Source organism: Gordonia sp. ABKF26, from assembly GCF_041103195.1.
Lineage (GTDB): Bacteria > Actinomycetota > Actinomycetes > Mycobacteriales > Mycobacteriaceae > Gordonia > Gordonia terrae.
Window position 1 is genome coordinate 5581433 of sequence record NZ_JBGCVZ010000003.1, and the last position, 17741, is coordinate 5599173.

The following is a 17741-nucleotide window of genomic DNA, read 5'->3' on the forward strand; positions in this document are numbered from 1 at the left end:
ATCCGACCCCGACAAGGAGGCCACCCATGGGACTCGAGGAACGGCTCCCCAGCGGATTCCTGCTGAGTACTGTCGAGGATCTGGCGGGGTTCATGCGCAAGGGTTCGTTGTGGCCGGCGACCTTCGGCCTCGCCTGCTGCGCCATCGAGATGATGGCCACCACGTCGGGACGCTACGATCTCGCCCGCTTCGGCATGGAGGCGTTCCGGGCATCGCCCCGGCAGGCCGACCTCATGATCGTCGCCGGTCGCGTCAGCCAGAAGATGGCCCCCGTCCTGCGTCAGATCTACGATCAGATGCCGGAACCCAAATGGGTTCTCGCCATGGGGGTCTGCGCGTCATCGGGCGGGATGTTCAACAATTACGCGATCGTCCAGGGCGTCGACCACGTGGTCCCCGTCGACATCTATCTGCCGGGTTGCCCGCCACGTCCGGAGATGCTCCTGCACGCGATCCTCAAACTGCACGAGAAGATCCAGGAGATGCCGCTCGGAGTCAACCGCGAGGAGGCCATCTGGGCGGCCGAACGCGCGGCGCTCCAGGCCACCCCGACGATCGAGCTGAAGGGGTTGCTCCGATGACGACGCCCGCAGGCCATCAGGATCCCGAGAACCCGGCGCCCCCACCGCGCGACGCAGAACAGATCGGCGTACGGCACGGGCTGTTCGGCCCGCCCGGGACCGGCGACACGTCCGGATATGGCGGGTTGATCCGCCCGGTCACACTGCCGCCCAGCTCGTCCCGCCCGTACGGCGGTTACTTCGACGAGATCGCCGATCACCTGCTCGGCGAATTGGGCGACCGCCACGACGAGGCCATCGAAAAGGTCGTGATCTTCCGCGACGAGATGACCATCCACGTTGCACGCCAGCACCTCCCGACCGTCGCCCTTGCACTCCGTAATGCGCCGGCGCTACGTTTCGAGCTCTGCCTCGGGGTCAACGGTGTCCACTACCCCGGCGACGCGGACCGTGAACTCCACGCCGTCTATCCCATGGCGTCGCTGACGCACGGTCGACGGGTCCGGCTCGAGGTCGCCGCCCCGGACACCGATCCGCACATCCCGAGCATCTGCGACATTTACCCGACCAACGACTGGCACGAACGCGAGACCTACGACTTCTTCGGCATCGTCTTCGACGGACACCGATCGCTGACCCGGATCGAGATGCCCGACGACTGGGAGGGTCACCCCCAGCGCAAGGACTATCCGCTCGGCGGAGTTCCGGTGGAATACAAGGGAACCCGCGTCGACCCGCCCGACCGGAGGAGGTCGTACAACTGATGACCGACACCAACACTCGCACGTACACCGTGTCCGGGCAGGACTGGGATTTCATCGTGTCCGACGTCCGCACCCGTGCCGAGCAACAACCCGGGGACGAACGCATCGTCGTCAACATGGGTCCGCAACATCCGTCGACGCACGGTGTCCTGCGCCTGATCCTGGAGATCGAAGGCGAGACCGTCACCGAGGCCCGGTGCGGAATCGGCTACCTGCACACCGGCATCGAGAAGAACCTGGAGTACCGCAACTGGACCCAGGGCGTCACGTTCGTCACCCGGATGGACTACCTGTCCCCGTTCTTCAACGAGACCGCCTACTGCCTCGGCGTCGAGAAACTCCTCGGGATCACCGACGACATCCCGGAACGTGCCACCGTCATCCGGGTGATGCTGATGGAGCTCAACCGGATCTCCAGCCATCTCGTCGCACTCGCAACCGGCGGAATGGAACTCGGCGCGGTGACGGCGATGTTCCTCGGATTCCGCGAGCGGGAGATGATCCTCGACCTGTTCGAACTCATCACAGGCCTGCGGATGAACCACGCCTACATCCGGCCCGGCGGCGTCGCACAGGACCTCCCGGCCGACGGTGTCGAGCGCGTCGCCGAGGTGATCCGGCAGCTTCCCGGTCGCCTCGACGAACTCGGCGACCTGCTGAACGACAACTACATCTGGAAGGCCCGGACCCAGGGCGTCGGCTATCTGGACCTCACCGGCTGCATGGCACTCGGGATCACCGGCCCGGTGCTGCGGTCGACCGGGTACCCGCACGACCTGCGCCGGACCGAACCGTACTGCGGGTACGAGACCTACGAGTTCGACGTCATCACCGAGGACACGTGCGATTCGTACGGCCGCTACCTGATCCGCGTGCGGGAGATGCGAGAGTCGATCCGCATCGTCGAACAGTGTCTGGAACGACTCCGCCCCGGACCGGTGATGGTCGCCGACCGCAAACTCGCCTGGCCGGCCGACCTCGCGCTCGGACCGGACGGACTGGGCAACTCGCCCGAACACATCGCCCGGATCATGGGCACCTCGATGGAGGCCCTCATCCACCACTTCAAACTGGTCACCGAGGGGATGCGCGTACCGGCCGGTCAGTGCTACGTAGCCGTCGAATCACCGCGCGGGGAACTCGGCGTCCACATGGTCAGCGACGGCGGCACCCGTCCCTACCGCGTCCACTTCCGCGACCCGTCGTTCACGAATCTGCAAGCGGTCGCGGCGATGTGCGAAGGCGGGATGGTGGCCGACGTCATCACCGCGGTGGCCAGCATCGACCCCGTGATGGGAGGCGTGGACCGATGACCGATCCCGTGTTCGTGGACCTGAGCACCGCACCCCCACCGGAGGGAACGGGACCCACGCACGACATGCCGGTCCCGCCGATCACCTTCGACGGCCCGGCCGGTTACCCCGATGAGGTCGTCGAACATCTGACCGCCGAGGCGCTTCCGATCATCGGCCGCTATCCCCACGCACGATCGGCGCTGCTACCACTGCTGCACCTGGTGCAATCCCAAGATGGCCGCCTGACCCGCGCCGGCATCGAATTCTGTGCCGCACAACTGGATCTGACGCCTGCCCAGGTGGCCTCGGTCGCCACCTTCTATTCGATGTACCGGCGCACACCCACCGGCGAGTACCTGGTCGGGGTCTGCACGAACACCCTGTGCGCGACCCTCGGCGGCGACGAGATCCTGCGGTCGGTCTGCGACCACCTCGGCATCGAACCCGGAGACACGACGGCCGATCGCCGAATCACCGTCGAACACGTGGAGTGCAATGCGGCCTGCGACTTCGCGCCGGTGGTGATGGTCAACTGGGAGTTCTTCGACGACCAGACCCCGGAGTCGACGATCGAACTCATCGAGGATCTCCGCGCCGGTGTCGCGGTCTCCCCGGTTCGAGGCACCGGTCCCGTGCGGTCGTTCCGCGAGACCGAACGCGACCTCGCCGGGGTGCTCGTGGCGCCGCCGGCCTCCCCGCCGGCCGAGCGCACCTCGGCGCTGGTTGACCCGTCCCCCTCCCTGCGGGATGAGCCGCACTCTTCTCCGCTGGTTGAGCCGGCACCGAGCGGAGCGAGGCGCCGAGTCGAAGCCACCTCGCAACCACCCACCCCCGAGCCCGAACCCCCCGAGACCCCGGTCCTATCCCGCCACTGGGACGAGCCGGAATCCTGGACCCTGGACAACCACCGGCGCCACAACGGGTATCGGGCGTTGTCGACCGCACTGACAACCCCTCCCGACGACATCATCAAGACGATCAAGGCCTCCGGTCTCCGCGGGCGCGGCGGTGCGGGGTTCCCGGTGGGGATGAAATGGTCGTTCATTCCCCAGACCGACCCGTCCGTCCCGCACTACCTCGTGGTCAACGCGGATGAGTCCGAGCCCGGCACCTGCAAGGACATGCCGTTGATGCTCGCGTCGCCGCACACGCTCGTCGAGGGCGTGATCATCGCGGCCTACGCCATCCGCGCGCACCACGCGTTCATCTACGTTCGCGGCGAAGTCGCCTCGGTTCTCCGTCGACTGCGCACCGCCGTCGACGAGGCCTACGCCGCAGGCTATCTCGGCACCGACATCCTGGGTTCCGGCTTCGATCTCGAGCTGGTCGTCCATGCCGGCGCGGGCGCCTACATCTGCGGTGAGGAAACCGCTCTGCTGGATTCGCTCGAGGGCCGCCGGGGACAACCGCGGCTGCGCCCGCCCTTCCCCGCGGTCGCCGGGTTGTACGCGAGTCCGACGGTCGTGAACAACGTGGAGTCGATCGCCAGTGTCCCGGCGATCATCCGCAATGGTGTCGACTGGTTCCGGTCCATGGGCACCGAGAAGTCGCCCGGGTTCACCCTGTACTCGCTGTCGGGTCATGTCACGCGCCCCGGGCAGTACGAAGCGCCGCTGGGGGTTTCGTTGCGCGAGTTGCTCGATCGTGCGGGCGGGGTACGCACCGGACACGAGCTCAAGTTCTGGACTCCGGGCGGGTCGTCGACGCCGCTCCTGACGCCGGAGCACCTCGACGTACCGCTCGACTACGAGGGCGTCGGGGCGGCCGGCTCGATGCTCGGCACCAAGGCCCTGCAGATCTTCGACGAGACGACGTGCGTGGTCGGTGCGGTTCTGCGGTGGACGGAGTTCTACGAACACGAGTCCTGCGGCAAATGCACCCCGTGTCGCGAAGGCACGTACTGGCTGGTGCAACTGCTCCACCGGTTGGAACACGAGGGCGGAACCGCCGCCGACCTCGACACCCTCGCCGACGTCACCAACAGCATCGTGGGGAAGTCGTTCTGCGCGCTCGGGGACGGCGCGGGCAGTCCGATCGTGTCGTCGTTGAAGTACTTCCGCGACGAGTACCTGGCCCACCTCGACCACGGATGCCCATTCGACCACTCACGATCGACCGTCTGGTCGGGAGGCGTCCGATGACACTCACCCACGGCAGCGACCCCACTGCGACGACCGACAACCTGGTGGGCATCACCATCGACGACCGTGCCGTCCGAGTGCCTAAGGGCACCCTGGTCATCCGTGCCGCCGAACAGATCGGGATCACGATCCCGCGGTTCTGCGACCATCCGCTTCTCGACCCGGTCGGCGCCTGCCGCCAGTGCCTCGTCGAGGTCGAGGGGCAGCGCAAGCCACTCGCGTCGTGCACGACGGTGGCGACCGAGGGGATGGTGGTCCGCACCCAGCTCAGCTCGGAGATCGCGGCGGGAGCGCAACGCGGGGTGATGGAGCTGCTCCTGATCAACCACCCCCTGGATTGCCCGGTGTGCGACAAGGGCGGCGAGTGCCCCCTGCAGAACCAGGCCATGTCGGCCGGACGTTCCGAATCGCGATTCGACGGCGTCAAGCGAACTTTCACCAAACCGGTCCCGCTGTCGTCGGAGGTCCTGCTGGACCGGGAACGCTGTGTGCTGTGTGCCCGATGCACGCGGTTCTCCACGGAGGTCGCCGGCGATCCGCTCATCGAACTCGCGGATCGCGGTGCGCTGCAACAGGTCAGCATCTACGCCGACGAACCGTTCGACTCCTACTTCTCCGGCAACACCGTCCAGATCTGTCCGGTGGGTGCACTGACCGGGGCGCAGTACCGGTTCCGCGCCCGCCCCTTCGACCTGGTGTCGACGTCGAGCGTGTGCGAGCACTGCGCGAGCGGGTGCGCCCAGCGCACCGATCACCGTCGTGGCAAGGTGTTGCGCCGCCTCGCCGGTGACGATCCCGACGTCAACTCCGAGTGGAACTGTGACAAGGGCCGGTGGGCGTTCGCCTACGCGTCCTCGGCCGAGCGGATCACCGCCCCCCTGGTTCGCGACCGGAACGGTGAGCTGACCGAGGTGTCGTGGGCGCATGCCGTACGCGCCGCCGCGGAGGGGCTGTCCGGTGCGCTCGGCAACGTCGGCGTCCTCACCGGCGGACGGTTGACCGTGGAGGACGCCTACGCGTACTCCCGGTTTGCGCGAACTGTCCTGCACACGAACGACATCGACTTCCGCGTACGCAGCCACAGCACCGAGGAGGCCGCCTTCCTCGCCGCCCGGGTGGCCGGCCACGGACTCGCGGCCACGTACGACGACCTGTCCGCTGCCCCCGCGGTGCTGCTCGCCGGCTTCGAACCCGAGGAGGAGTCCCCGATCGTCTTCCTCCGCCTCCGCCGTGCGGTACGCACCGCAGGCCAACGCATTGCGACCGTGGCACCGTTCGCGAGTCGCGGAGCGGCCAAACTCGACGCCGCCCTGTTCCCCGTCGTACCGGGCGACGAGGCCCGGGTGCTGCGGTCCGACGCCGTGCTCGCCCATCTCGGGGCACCCGGTTCGATCATCCTCGTCGGCGAGCGGCTCGCCTCCCGGCCCGGTGCACTGCTCGCGGCCACCGAGCTGGCCGACCGCTCCGGCGCCCGACTCGCCTGGATTCCGCGGCGCGCCGGCGAACGAGGCGCGCTCGAAGCGGGTGCGTTGCCAGGCCTCTTGCCCGGCGGCCGGCCGCTCGCCGACGATGCCGCTCGTGCAGCGGTATCCGCGGTCTGGGGTACCGATCTCGACCCGCGGGCGGGACGCGACACCGCCAGGATCATCGATGCCGCGCGGTATCACGGACTCGCGCTGGTGGTCGCCGGCGTCGACGTCGACGACCTGCCCGACCCGGCCGCGGCGACCGAGGCCCTCGCGGCCGCGCCGTTCGTCGTCAGCCTCGAGCAACGCCTCAGCGCGGCCGCCCGATCCGCGGACGTCGTCTTCCCGGTGGCCGCCGTCGCGGAGAAGGAAGGCACCTTCGTCGACTGGGAGGGCCGCCCACGCAGCTTCACCACTGCGCTGAAGGATTCGGGCCATCTGCCCGACCACCGCATCATCGACGCGATCGCCCGGCAGATGGGTGCCGACCTCCGATGCGCCGACGTACCGACCATCCACATCGACCTGCGGCGGATCGGCGCGTGGTCGGGCCGCCGAACCACCATCGACGCCGTCGACCGGACGCAACCCAGTCCGGCTGCCGGCCAAGCGGTTCTGGCCGGATGGCACACACTGCTCGACGACGGCCGGTTGCAGGACGGGGAACCGCACCTCGCCGGCACCGCCCGCCCGCCGGTGGCCCGGCTCGCGCCGTCGACCGCCGCCGAAGCCGGTGTCGGTGCGGGCGACCGTCTCCGCGTCAGCACCGCCGACGGCGCCATCGTCCTGCCGGTCGAGATCACCGACATGCCGGATCGGGTCGTGTGGCTCCCGCTGTTCTCACGCGGCTCACACGTCCACGCCGCGCTCCGCGCGCAGGAGGGTGACCTCGTGGCCCTCGCTCCGGCCCCAGCAGCGGTCGACATCACCGACGACGCCGAAGGGGGTGCCGCGTGAGCATCGCCGCCGATTTCCCCACACTCGACGACTTCGGGCACGACCCGATCTGGCTCGTCGTCGCCAAGGCGCTGGCCGTGTTCGTGTTCCTCGTGGTCAATCCGCTCATCGCCATCCTGCTCGAGCGAAAGATCATGGCGCGCATGCAGACCCGGATCGGACCGAACCGGGTCGGCCCCCGGGGGATTCTGCAGAGCCTCGCCGATGGCGTCAAGCTCGCGCTCAAGGAGGGGATCATCCCCACCGGCGTCGACAAGGTGATCTATCTTCTCGCACCGATCATCGCGGTCGTCCCCGCGGTGATGGCCTTCGCGGTCATCCCGTTCGGACCGATGGTGTCGGTGTTCGGTCACCAGACGCCGTTGCAGCTCACCGATCTCCCGGTCGGGGTGCTGTACGTCCTGGCCGTGACGTCGGTGGGCGTCTACGGGATCGTGCTGGCGGGCTGGTCGTCGGGCTCCACCTACCCGCTGCTCGGCGGACTCCGCTCGACCGCCCAGGTGATCTCGTACGAGATCGCGATGGGACTCACCTTCGCCGCCGTGTTCCTCGACGCCTCGACCATGTCGACATCGGGAATCGTTGCCGCGCAGGAACACCACTGGTATGTGCTGCTGCTCCTGCCCTCGTTCGTCATCTACGCCATCTCGATGGTCGGCGAGACCAACCGGGCGCCCTTCGATCTGCCCGAAGCCGAGGGCGAACTGGTCGGCGGGTTCCACACCGAGTACTCGTCGTTGAAGTTCGCGATGTTCATGCTCGCCGAGTACATCAACATGGTCACCGTCTCCGCGCTGGCCACCACGCTGTTCCTCGGTGGGTGGCAGGCGCCGTGGCCGGTGAGCATCTTCGACTGGGCGAACTCCGGCTGGTGGCCGGTCCTCTGGTTCACGCTGAAGGTGTGGGCGTTCCTGTTCGTGTTCATCTGGCTGCGAACCAGCTTGCCGCGCTTGCGATACGACCAGTTCATGAATCTGGGCTGGAAGGTCCTGATCCCCATCTCGCTCACCTGGGTGATGGTCGTCGCGATCATCCGCGCGGCTTTCGCCGGTGACGGGGCCGACCTCACCCGCGCGCTCGTGTCCGCCGGCGCCGGGCTCGTCGTCACCGGACTGATCGCCTACGCGGTCTGGCGGCTGATGCGGGTACCCGACATCCCGGACCCGTCCGAGGAGTCCGGGGACCCGGCGGCATCCGACGAATTCGATCCCATGGCCGGCGGATTCCCCGTGCCGCCCATGCCCCGCAGCGTGAGGGAGACCACCGATGCCTGACTTCCTGAGACCGGTCAGCGGACTGCGCGTGACATTCGGCGGCATGTTCCAGCCCACGATCACCGAGCAGTATCCCGAGGAGAAGCGGCCCACCGCTCCCCGCTATCACGGTCGCCACCAACTCAATCGGCATCCCGACGGCCTCGAGAAGTGCATCGGCTGCGAGCTGTGCGCCTGGGCCTGCCCCGCCGACGCCATCTACGTAGAGGGTGCCGACAACACCGCCGACGAACGCTACTCGCCCGGCGAACGGTACGGGCGCGTCTACCAGATCAACTACCTGCGCTGCATCGGTTGCGGGCTGTGCATCGAGGCGTGCCCCACGCGCGCACTCACCATGACCAACGACTACGAACTCGCCGACGACAACCGCGCCGACCTCATCTACGAGAAGGACCGTCTGCTGGCCCCGCTGAAGCCCGGCGTCGACGCGCCGCCGCACGCGATGGCGCCGGGCTCCACCGAGGAGAACTACTACCGAGGCGAGGTGACTGCCGACGGTCGCGTGACCCTGCCGAATCCGACTGTGCGTGACAGCAGCGCACGGGAGACACGGCCATGACCCCCGCGGGCACGCTGTGGCTCGCCGACGAGGTGGTGCGCACCTCCACCGGTGAGGCAATCCAGTTCTGGGTTCTCGGTGCCGTCGCGGTTGCGGGCGCGCTGGGCGTCGTCTTCGCCACCAAGGCCGTGTACTCGGCGATCTTCCTGGCCACCACGATGATCGTGCTCGCCGTCTTCTACGTCGCACAGGGCGCGCTGTTCCTCGGTGTGGTGCAGGTGGTGGTGTACACCGGCGCGGTGATGATGCTGTTCCTGTTCGTCATCATGCTGATCGGCGTCGACTCCTCGGATTCACTGCGAGAGACGTTGCGCGGTCAGCGATTGTCGGCCGCACTGATCGGTCTGGGCTTCGGCATCCTGCTGATCGCCGGGATCGGCAGCGCGACGGTCGGTGTCGTCACCGGCGCCACGGGTCCCGGCGTCATGGCCGCCGGAAGCGACTCCTCCGTCGAGGCCATCGCCGAACTGATCTTCGTCCGCTACCTGTGGGCGTTCGAGCTGACCGGTGCACTCCTCATCGCCGCCACACTCGGGGCCATGGTGCTCGCGCACCGGGAGCGTTTCGGACCGCGCCTGACGCAGAAGGAGATGTCGCAGGCCCGGTTCCGCGCCGGGGTGAATCTCACTCCGCTGCCGACGCCGGGTGTGTATGCGCGTCACAACGCGGTCAACGTGCCGGCACGCCTGCCCGACGGATCGCCGTCGGACCTGTCGGTGAACGCCATCCTGGCCGCACGCACTCTGCGCAACCGCCGGCCCGACGATCCGGGTGACCGATGAATCCGGAGAACTATCTCTACCTCTCGGCGCTGCTGTTCACCATCGGCGCAGCCGGAGTGCTGCTGCGACGCAACGCGATCGTCGTCTTCATGTGTGTCGAGCTGATGCTCAACGCGGCCAATCTCGCGTTCGTCACCTTCGCCCGGATGAACCAGTCGTTCGACGGCCAGGTGATCGCGTTCTTCACGATGGTCGTCGCCGCCGCCGAGGTCGTGGTCGGACTGGCGATCATCATGACCATCTTCCGATCACGCCGCTCGGCGTCGGTCGACGACGCGGATCTGCTGAAGCGGTAGAGGAGGATTGGTGAACACCGAACTCACTGCGTCACTGCTCTGGTCGATCCCGGCACTGCCGCTGCTCGGCGCCGCGATCCTTCTCCTCGGCGGCAGGGTCACCGACCGGTGGGGGCACCTGCTCGGCACGGTCCTCGCGATCGCGTCGTTCGCGGTCGCGCTGATCATGTTCGTCGGCATGGTCTCTCGTGGCGCCGACGACCGCGCCGTGTCGGACATCCTGTTCAGTTGGGTACCGGTGGGCGAGCTGCAGGTCGACTTCGGACTTCTCCTCGATCAGCTGTCGATGTGCTTCGTCCTCCTGATCACCGGCGTCGGTTCACTCATCCACGTCTACTCGATCGGATACATGCAGGACGATCCCGATCGTCGTCGATTCTTCGCCTACCTCAACCTGTTTCTCGCGGCCATGCTCGTCCTCGTCCTGGCCGACAACTATCTGGGCCTCTACCTCGGCTGGGAAGGAGTCGGCCTCGCGTCCTACCTGCTGATCGGCTTCTGGCAGCACAAGCCGTCGGCGGCCACCGCGGCCAAGAAGGCCTTCGTCGTCAACCGGGTCGGCGACATCGGGCTGGCCGTCGCCCTCATGATCATGTTCGCCACGTTCGGCTCGGTGGCCTTCACCGCGGTGTTCGGCAGCGCCTCCCAGGCGGGCGAGAGCACCCTCACCGCACTGGGTTTCGTGTTGCTCCTCGCCGCGTGCGGCAAGTCGGCACAGGTGCCGCTGCAGTCCTGGCTGGGCGACGCAATGGAGGGACCGACCCCGGTGTCGGCGCTGATCCACGCCGCGACCATGGTGACCGCGGGCGTCTACCTCATCGTCCGCTCGGGTCCGATCTTCGACCTCGCCCCCGCCGCCCAGGTCGGGGTCGTGGTCGTCGGCGCGGTCACCCTGTTGTTCGGCGCGATCATCGGTTGCGCGAAGGACGACATCAAGAAGGCGCTCGCCGCGTCGACGATGAGTCAGATCGGGTACATGGTCCTGGCCGCCGGGCTCGGGCCGGCGGGCTACGCATTCGCCATCCTGCACCTGCTGACCCACGGATTCTTCAAGGCAGGCCTGTTCCTCGGCGCGGGTTCGGTGATGCACGGGATGAACGACGAGACCGACATGCGCCGCTACGGTGGCCTGCGCACCCTCATGCCGATCACGTTCGTCACCTTCGGCGTCGGGTACCTCGCCATCATCGGGGTGCCGCCGTTCGCCGGCTTCTACTCGAAGGATCACATCATCGAGGCGGCGTTCGGTGCCGGTGGGGCAAAGGGACTGATCCTCGGTGGCGCTGCACTCCTCGGTGCCGGGATCACCGCCTTCTACATGACCCGGGTCATGCTGCTCACCTTCTTCGGCGAGAAGCGCTGGCACGACGGCACGGACTCGCCGGCACCGCACCCGCACGAGTCGCCGCGGGTCATGACCGGCCCGATGATCCTGATCGCACTCGGGTCCATCGCCTCGGGCGGCCTCCTGGCCATCGGCGGATCGCTGGAGACGTGGCTCGAACCCGTTGTCGGCGAACACACCCCGCACCACCTCATCCCGGTGTGGGCCATGACGGCGATCATCCTGCTCGTGGTCGCCGTCGGCGTGGCTGTCGCCTACCGTCGATACGCGACTCGGCCGGTGCCGGTGACCGCACCCGAGGACGTGTCCGTGCTCACCGTCGCCGCCCGACTCGATCTGTACGGCGACGCCGTCAACGAAGAGCTGCTGATGCGGCCGGGTCAGCGGGTCACCGCCGGCCTCGTCGCAGTCGAGTCCGACGGCGTCGACGCGCTCACCAGCGGCGTCGGTGATGCGGTGACCGGCGCGTCGAGACGAATACGCGGGTGGCAGAACGGATATGTCCGGTCCTATGCCCTGTCGATGTTCGCCGGCACCACTGTGATCGTCGCCCTGGTGATGGCGGTGAACGTCCTGTGAGCATCCCCTGGCTGACCGTCCTCTGGGTCGCGCCCGCGGTCGGCGCCGCGCTCGTCCTCGCAGTCCCGGCACATCGGGTGACCGCGGCGAAGTGGTTCGCGCTCGTGGTGTCCGTGGCCGTTCTCGCCCTGTCGATCGGTCTCGCGATCGGTTTCGATCCGGACGGCGAGCGGTACCAGTTCGTGGAGGACGTCAGCTGGATACCGGCGTTGGGTACGCGGTACGGATTGGGGCTCGACGGCATCGGGCTGGTCTTGATACTGCTGACCGCGGCGCTCCTGCCACTTCTGCTCGTCGCCGGTTGGCGCGACGTCGAATCGTCGGGCTCGCTGGACAATTCGGTCGGCCGCGCACAGAAGGGCCCGCACATCTACCTGGCGCTGTTCCTCGCGACCGAGGCGATGGTGCTGATGAGCTTCGTCGCGCTCGACGTGCTGCTGTTCTACATCTTCTTCGAGGCGATGCTCATCCCGATGTACTTCCTGATCGGCGGGTTCGGCACCGGACCCAACCGGTCGGCGGCCGCGGTGAAGTTCCTGCTGTACAACCTCTTCGGTGGCCTCGTTCTGCTGGCCGCGGTGATCGGACTCTACGTGGTGACCGCCCAGAACGGAGTCGGTGCGGACGGTGGCGGAACCTTCGCACTGCCGGACATCGCAGCCGCTGTCGCGAGCGGACAGATCGACGACTCGACCGGACTGGCCAAGCTGCTGTTCCTCGGCTTCCTGTTCGCGTTCGCGGTCAAGGCGCCGCTGTGGCCGCTGCATTCGTGGCTGCCCGACGCCGCGGTCGCGGCGACTCCGGCCTCGGCGGTACTGATGATGGCCGTGATGGACAAGGTCGGGACCTTCGCGATGCTGCGATTCTGCATGCAGCTGTTCCCGGACGCGTCACAGTACTTCGCGCCGCTCGTCTGTGGGCTGGCGGTGGTCAGCATCGTCTACGGCGCGGTGCTGGCGATCGGCCAGACCGACGTGATGCGGCTGATCGCCTATACGTCGATCTCCCACTTCGGCTTCATCATCCTCGGCATCTTCGTGATGACCGATCAGGGCCAGACCGGCTCCGCCCTCTACATGGTCAACCACGGGATCTCGACCGCCGCACTGTTCCTCATCGCCGGGTTCCTGGTGTCCCGGCGCGGGAGCACCTTGATCGCCGATTACGGCGGGGTACAGAAGGTCGCGCCGGTCCTCGCGGGCACCTTCCTCGTCGCCGGACTCGCCACTCTCTCCCTCCCCGGTCTCGCACCGTTCATCAGCGAGTTCCTGGTCCTCATCGGCACATTCACCCGCTATCCGGTCGCCGCAGTGGTCGCCTGTTCGGCGCTCGTCCTCTCTGCGATCTACATCCTGTGGACCTATCAGCGCATGATGGGCGGGCCACCGAAGGCACCTGATGTCCGAGGATCGTCGATGCGCGACCTGGCGGGACGTGAACTGGTGGTCGTCGCCCCGTTGCTCGCGCTGCTCATCGCGCTGGGGGTGTACCCGAAGCCGATGATCGACCTGATCGATCCCGCAGTGCAGGCAACTCTCACCACAGTCGGCGTCGAGGCGCCCGAACCAGCGGTGGCCGAACCGGATGCGGAGGGCAACTGATGAACCCGACAACCCTCACCGACGGTCCGATGACGCTCGCCGCCATCGCCACCCCCAGCGTCGAATACGCGTCACTGTCGCCGATGCTCATCGTGTTCGGCGCCGGCGTCATCGGGGTGCTCGTCGAAGCCTTCGCGCCCAGCCGACTGCGATACCCACTGCAATTGTCGCTCGCACTGGGCGCACTGATCGTCGGCCTCGCCGCGCTGGTCACGGTGACGGTCGCGCAGACGCACGACGGCGCGAACGGCGAGTTCGCTATGTCCGGCGCGGTCGTGATCGACCGCCCGACCCTGTATCTGCAAGGGCTGCTGATGATCATCGCGATCGTCGCGGTCGGGTTCATGGCCGAGCGTCGCCTCGAGCGGGTCGTGGCGCCCGTGACGATGCGCAAGCTCGCCGGGGTCGGCGGACCGGATGGACCGTCGACCGGCAACGGCATCACCACCGGCGGCCCGGCCGGCGGTGGCGTCGACGCCGACATGTTCACCCCGTCCGGGGCGTCGGTGCCCAACACCGACGCCGAGTTCGAGGCCACCCGCGCCGGCGCGGTCACCACCGAGGTCTTTCCCCTGGCACTGCTCGCGGTGGGTGGGATGATGCTGTTCCCGGCATGCGGCGACCTGCTCACGATGTTCGTGGCGCTGGAGGTGTTCTCGCTCCCGTTGTACCTACTGTGTGGACTTGCGCGGCGACGGCGCCTCATCTCGCAGGAGGCCTCGCTGAAGTACTTCCTGCTGGGCGCGTTCTCGTCGGCGTTCTTCCTGTTCGGTTCGGCATTCGTCTACGGCGCCACCGGTTCGCTCAACCTCTCGACGATCGGTGCGTCGATCTCCGCGACTGCCGACAGCGGTGGCGACACCACGCTGGCCCTCATCGGGCTGGCACTGCTCGCCGTGGGCCTGCTCTTCAAAGTGGGTGCGGTGCCGTTCCATTCGTGGATTCCCGATGTCTACCAGGGCGCGCCGACGCCGGTCACCGCGTTCATGGCCGCAGCGACCAAGGTCGCCGCCTTCGGGGCGCTGCTGCGCGTGTTCTACGTCGGCTTCGAGGGGCTCCGCGAGCAGTGGGAGCCCGCGTTGTGGGCGGTGGCGATCGCCTCGATGGTCATCGCCTCGGTGATGGCGGTGACCCAGAACGACGTGAAGCGGATGCTCGCGTACTCGTCCATCGCACACGCCGGGTTCATCCTGCTCGGCCTGATCGCCTTCGACGAGGCCGGTCTCGGCGCCACGCTCTTCTACCTCGCCGCCTACGCGTTCACCACTCTCGGCGCCTTCGCGACCGTCGCGGTGATCCGCGAACCCGACTCCGCCGCCGGGTCCTCCGCTCGCAGCGCCGCCGTCCACGGCACGACACCCGCCCCACGGAACCCGCACCTGTCCGGCCGGGAGGCCACCGACCTCACCCAATGGTCGGGGTTGGGACGCCGATACCCGTTGGTGGGCGCCATGTTCGCGGTCTACCTGCTCTCGTTCGCGGGCATCCCCCTGACCAGCGGTTTCATCGCCAAGTTCGACGTCTTCGCCGCAGCCGCCGGCTCCGGCGGCGGCGTGCTCGTGGTCGTCGGCGTCATCAGCAGCGCGATCGCCGCCTACGTCTACATCCGCATCATCGTGGCCATGTTCTTCGACGACGTCCCCACCACCGGCGCCCCGCATGTGGTGAAGCCGAGCGTGCTGACGACCTCCGGGATCGCCCTGTGCACGCTGGTGACGGTGGCGCTCGGTGTCTTCCCCCAACCGCTGCTCGATCTCGCGGAATCCGCCGCGGTGTTCCTGCGCTGATTGGGCAACAAGCGCCCGTCTGTGGAACAGCAGTGCTGGTAGCCGCGTCCCATGCCGGGTAACCGACTTGCGTCCGGTCTATCCCCAGATGCAACGTGCACCCCGTACGGAAGATCCTGCCCAACTACTATCGTTACGGGTCCGAATACCTCGGGTCGCATGCTCGTCGATAGCTGGGGGTCGCAATGAGCGAGAGAGTGTCGGTTGATCCTGTCAATCTGCGGTATGGGGGTCAACAGCTAGGCGGTTGGCACGACGAGGCCATCGACGTTTTTCATGGCGGGTTCCGGACCTTGGCGGAGGCCGCTGAAGCTGGCTGGGTGGGCGCGTCGGCTCGAGCATTGGCAGAACGAGTTGGTGGACTGCAGGCGTCTGCGCGGGACCTGACCGCACGTCTCGGAGAGAACTCAGCTCGGTTCGTAGCCGCGGCGTACAAGTTCGAACTCGATGACAGTATTTCAGCCGCCAACCTCGCGAAACCGCCTAGCGATGGCCAAGCGGACGTCGCTCCCCCGGTCTCGGACCGAATGCTCAACTTGTGATATCGATATCCGATATCGATCGCTGGAATGCAGCGGACATTGAAGCGGTTTTCCGCGTGTGCGCTGGCCAAGCAGAACACTGCACGACTCAATCAACTAATCTGAAGAACCTGGATACGTTCTCTTCTTGGGACGGTGACACCGCCGCAGCCGCAAAGCGTTCCATTGGTCGGGCCCGGGTTGACTTCGATGCTCACGGAAACCAAGTCGCCACGATAGCTGCGGCCGCGCGGGCTGCGGCACAAAAGGTCGAAACCATCAAGCGAGTCCTCGGCCAGATCCGCGGCGACGCGTTTAGCAATGGCTTTATCGTCGAGGATAGCGGCAGAGTGGCCTCCACCCTACAGACCGTGATTTCCGCCGAGGACTCGGAGAAGAGGGAGTCCCTTCGGACGGCGCTTCAGATTCGAGTCAACCAACTGTTGATCAATGCAGAGGCTGCGGATGATGATCTGGCCGCGGCGATCAAAGCAGCAGACGGAGAACTTCGTCCTGAACAGATTCCACCGGGAGCATTTGACGGTACCTATGCGGGCGTCTTCGGTATTGCATCGCTTGGTCTTCCACACTACCCGGATGGATCACTGACGAATTCCGAGACTCGGAGTTACTACGCAGAAGCCGAACGGAGACTTAAGTCCCTCAATGACACTTTGGCAAAGTCTGATATGCCATTGGATCAGCGGGCACTGATTGCGCAAGAGCTTCGGAACGAGATCCGAACGAAGGCTCGCGCCCTTATGGCGGATCAAAACCTCGCATCCCAGCTGTTTCGTGAAGAGCCAAACAAGAATATGGAACAACTGATCGAGCACAAAGCTCAAAAATATGGGATGAGCCGCGAGCAGGCACTTGACGACATAATCAGGTCTTCATCCACAAGCCGCGAGTCCGTGAATACGCGTCTCGGGGTAGACCCGGACAAGCCGGTTCTGCCGGATCCAAGGGAGGTTGAATCACGGGCGCCTCGAGCTGGCCCAGTAGAAGTAGCTCCCGACCGCATGGGCGCAACAGCCACGAAGGTTGCGGCGAAGATCGCCCTACCAGCGGCAGTGGCCTACGAGGTTTACGACGGGTACAACCAAGTCAAGAATGGCGAGGAGAGCGTCCCTGAAGCGGCGGGAAGTGGCGTAGGTACCGTCGGTGGTGCGTGGGCGGGCGCCGAGTACGGTGCGTTGGCAGGCGCAGCAGGTGGTCCTATCGGAGTCGGCATCGGGGTAGTCGTCGGTGGCCTTGCCGGCGGACTTATCGGAGGAACATTCGGAAAGCAGATTGGTGGCCTGTTCGATTGAGCGAGAACTGGACTTTGTACGACAGACTTGAGCGGATGGCGGTAGTTCAATCACGCGTCGCCGATCCTCGAACACTCCCGGGTGACGTGCGCATCGAGGTCGACGCTGTCGAATATCGAGCCGACCCCGCAGGTACGCAATTAGGGCTCATAGCCTTGTATTTAGCGCAACAAGCCCAAGAAGAAGGCTTTACGGACAACGTCACCGTGATCCTGACACGTTTCGTAGTGGACGCGACGGTTGATATAAACGACTTGTTCGATCACGCCTTCGTCGAGGCTCGCGAGTTTCCGGAGTGGACCGAGCAACGCGCGGACCGGTATCCGATAAGTACGCGTACCGAAGGAGCGACCATACAAGCAGGCAGTCATCGAGAAGATGACGGCAAATGGCTCTACACGGTCAATAAGTTCGAGGCATATCGACGGGGCAATGTGGCCTACCTCCTGCAGTGCACGGGTACTACCGCGTCAACTCGCCTTGAGACGTGGTCAGCCCTGAACGATATGGTCAGTTCCGCACACTTCGACGATTAAC

General features: G+C 66.5%; 14 protein-coding genes. All 14 read left to right on the forward strand.

Features of this window, described 5'->3' with window-relative positions; genetic code table 11:
• Window positions 1-26: 26 nt before the first annotated feature.
• A complete protein-coding gene (locus AB4Z55_RS25990; protein WP_004021558.1) occupies window positions 27-581 on the forward strand; it encodes an NADH-quinone oxidoreductase subunit B family protein in 555 nt (184 codons plus the stop codon).
• Window positions 578-1285, forward strand: coding sequence for an NADH-quinone oxidoreductase subunit C (locus AB4Z55_RS25995; protein ID WP_369520933.1), 708 nt, complete (start codon window positions 578-580; stop codon window positions 1283-1285). Before AB4Z55_RS25990 ends, AB4Z55_RS25995 begins: the two co-directional genes overlap by 4 nt.
• A complete protein-coding gene (gene nuoD, locus AB4Z55_RS26000; protein WP_369520934.1) occupies window positions 1285-2598 on the forward strand; it encodes an NADH dehydrogenase (quinone) subunit D in 1314 nt (437 codons plus the stop codon). Before AB4Z55_RS25995 ends, nuoD begins: the two co-directional genes overlap by 1 nt.
• Window positions 2595-4721 carry an NADH-quinone oxidoreductase subunit NuoF gene (nuoF, locus tag AB4Z55_RS26005; RefSeq protein ID WP_369520935.1) on the forward strand — a complete coding sequence of 709 codons (2127 nt, stop codon included), beginning with the start codon at window positions 2595-2597 and terminating at the stop codon, window positions 4719-4721. The genes nuoD and nuoF overlap by 4 nt, the downstream gene beginning before the upstream one ends.
• Window positions 4718-7144: an NADH-quinone oxidoreductase subunit G gene (locus AB4Z55_RS26010; protein ID WP_369520936.1), complete on the forward strand. Its 2427-nt coding sequence runs from the start codon at window positions 4718-4720 to the stop codon at window positions 7142-7144. The genes nuoF and AB4Z55_RS26010 overlap by 4 nt, the downstream gene beginning before the upstream one ends.
• The gene (gene nuoH, locus AB4Z55_RS26015) at window positions 7141-8418 is read left to right on the forward strand and encodes an NADH-quinone oxidoreductase subunit NuoH (RefSeq protein ID WP_369520937.1); all 1278 of its coding nucleotides are present in this window, start codon (window positions 7141-7143) and stop codon (window positions 8416-8418) included. Before AB4Z55_RS26010 ends, nuoH begins: the two co-directional genes overlap by 4 nt.
• Window positions 8411-8980, forward strand: a complete 570-nt coding sequence (gene nuoI, locus AB4Z55_RS26020) for an NADH-quinone oxidoreductase subunit NuoI (protein WP_354561487.1) — start codon at window positions 8411-8413, stop codon at window positions 8978-8980. Before nuoH ends, nuoI begins: the two co-directional genes overlap by 8 nt.
• Window positions 8977-9762, forward strand: a complete 786-nt coding sequence (locus tag AB4Z55_RS26025; protein ID WP_354561488.1) for an NADH-quinone oxidoreductase subunit J — start codon at window positions 8977-8979, stop codon at window positions 9760-9762. The genes nuoI and AB4Z55_RS26025 overlap by 4 nt, the downstream gene beginning before the upstream one ends.
• A complete protein-coding gene (gene nuoK, locus AB4Z55_RS26030; protein ID WP_004021549.1) occupies window positions 9759-10058 on the forward strand; it encodes an NADH-quinone oxidoreductase subunit NuoK in 300 nt (99 codons plus the stop codon). The genes AB4Z55_RS26025 and nuoK overlap by 4 nt, the downstream gene beginning before the upstream one ends.
• A 10-nt stretch (window positions 10059-10068) precedes the next feature.
• Window positions 10069-11982 (forward strand): NADH-quinone oxidoreductase subunit L, encoded by a 1914-nt coding sequence (gene nuoL / locus AB4Z55_RS26035; RefSeq protein WP_369520938.1) that lies wholly within the window; start codon window positions 10069-10071, stop codon window positions 11980-11982.
• Window positions 11979-13583: an NADH-quinone oxidoreductase subunit M gene (locus AB4Z55_RS26040; protein ID WP_369520939.1), complete on the forward strand. Its 1605-nt coding sequence runs from the start codon at window positions 11979-11981 to the stop codon at window positions 13581-13583. Before nuoL ends, AB4Z55_RS26040 begins: the two co-directional genes overlap by 4 nt.
• The gene (gene nuoN, locus AB4Z55_RS26045) at window positions 13583-15370 is read left to right on the forward strand and encodes an NADH-quinone oxidoreductase subunit NuoN (protein WP_369520940.1); all 1788 of its coding nucleotides are present in this window, start codon (window positions 13583-13585) and stop codon (window positions 15368-15370) included. The genes AB4Z55_RS26040 and nuoN overlap by 1 nt, the downstream gene beginning before the upstream one ends.
• 538 nt (window positions 15371-15908) lie before the next feature.
• Window positions 15909-17204, forward strand: coding sequence for a phage head morphogenesis protein (locus AB4Z55_RS26050; protein ID WP_369520941.1), 1296 nt, complete (start codon window positions 15909-15911; stop codon window positions 17202-17204).
• Window positions 17205-17290: 86 nt separating this feature from the next.
• Window positions 17291-17740 (forward strand): LpqN/LpqT family lipoprotein, encoded by a 450-nt coding sequence (locus tag AB4Z55_RS26055; protein ID WP_239402042.1) that lies wholly within the window; start codon window positions 17291-17293, stop codon window positions 17738-17740.
• Window position 17741 lies beyond the last annotated feature (1 nt).

Coding starts and splice junctions, on each gene's coding strand:
- AB4Z55_RS25990 (WP_004021558.1), top strand. CDS start 27: ATGGGACTCGAGGAACGGCTCCCCAGCGGATTCCTGCTGAGTACTGTC.
- AB4Z55_RS25995 (WP_369520933.1), top strand. CDS start 578: ATGACGACGCCCGCAGGCCATCAGGATCCCGAGAACCCGGCGCCCCCA.
- nuoD (WP_369520934.1), top strand. CDS start 1,285: ATGACCGACACCAACACTCGCACGTACACCGTGTCCGGGCAGGACTGG.
- nuoF (WP_369520935.1), top strand. CDS start 2,595: ATGACCGATCCCGTGTTCGTGGACCTGAGCACCGCACCCCCACCGGAG.
- AB4Z55_RS26010 (WP_369520936.1), top strand. CDS start 4,718: ATGACACTCACCCACGGCAGCGACCCCACTGCGACGACCGACAACCTG.
- nuoI (WP_354561487.1), top strand. CDS start 8,411: ATGCCTGACTTCCTGAGACCGGTCAGCGGACTGCGCGTGACATTCGGC.
- AB4Z55_RS26025 (WP_354561488.1), top strand. CDS start 8,977: ATGACCCCCGCGGGCACGCTGTGGCTCGCCGACGAGGTGGTGCGCACC.
- nuoK (WP_004021549.1), top strand. CDS start 9,759: ATGAATCCGGAGAACTATCTCTACCTCTCGGCGCTGCTGTTCACCATC.
- nuoN (WP_369520940.1), top strand. CDS start 13,583: ATGAACCCGACAACCCTCACCGACGGTCCGATGACGCTCGCCGCCATC.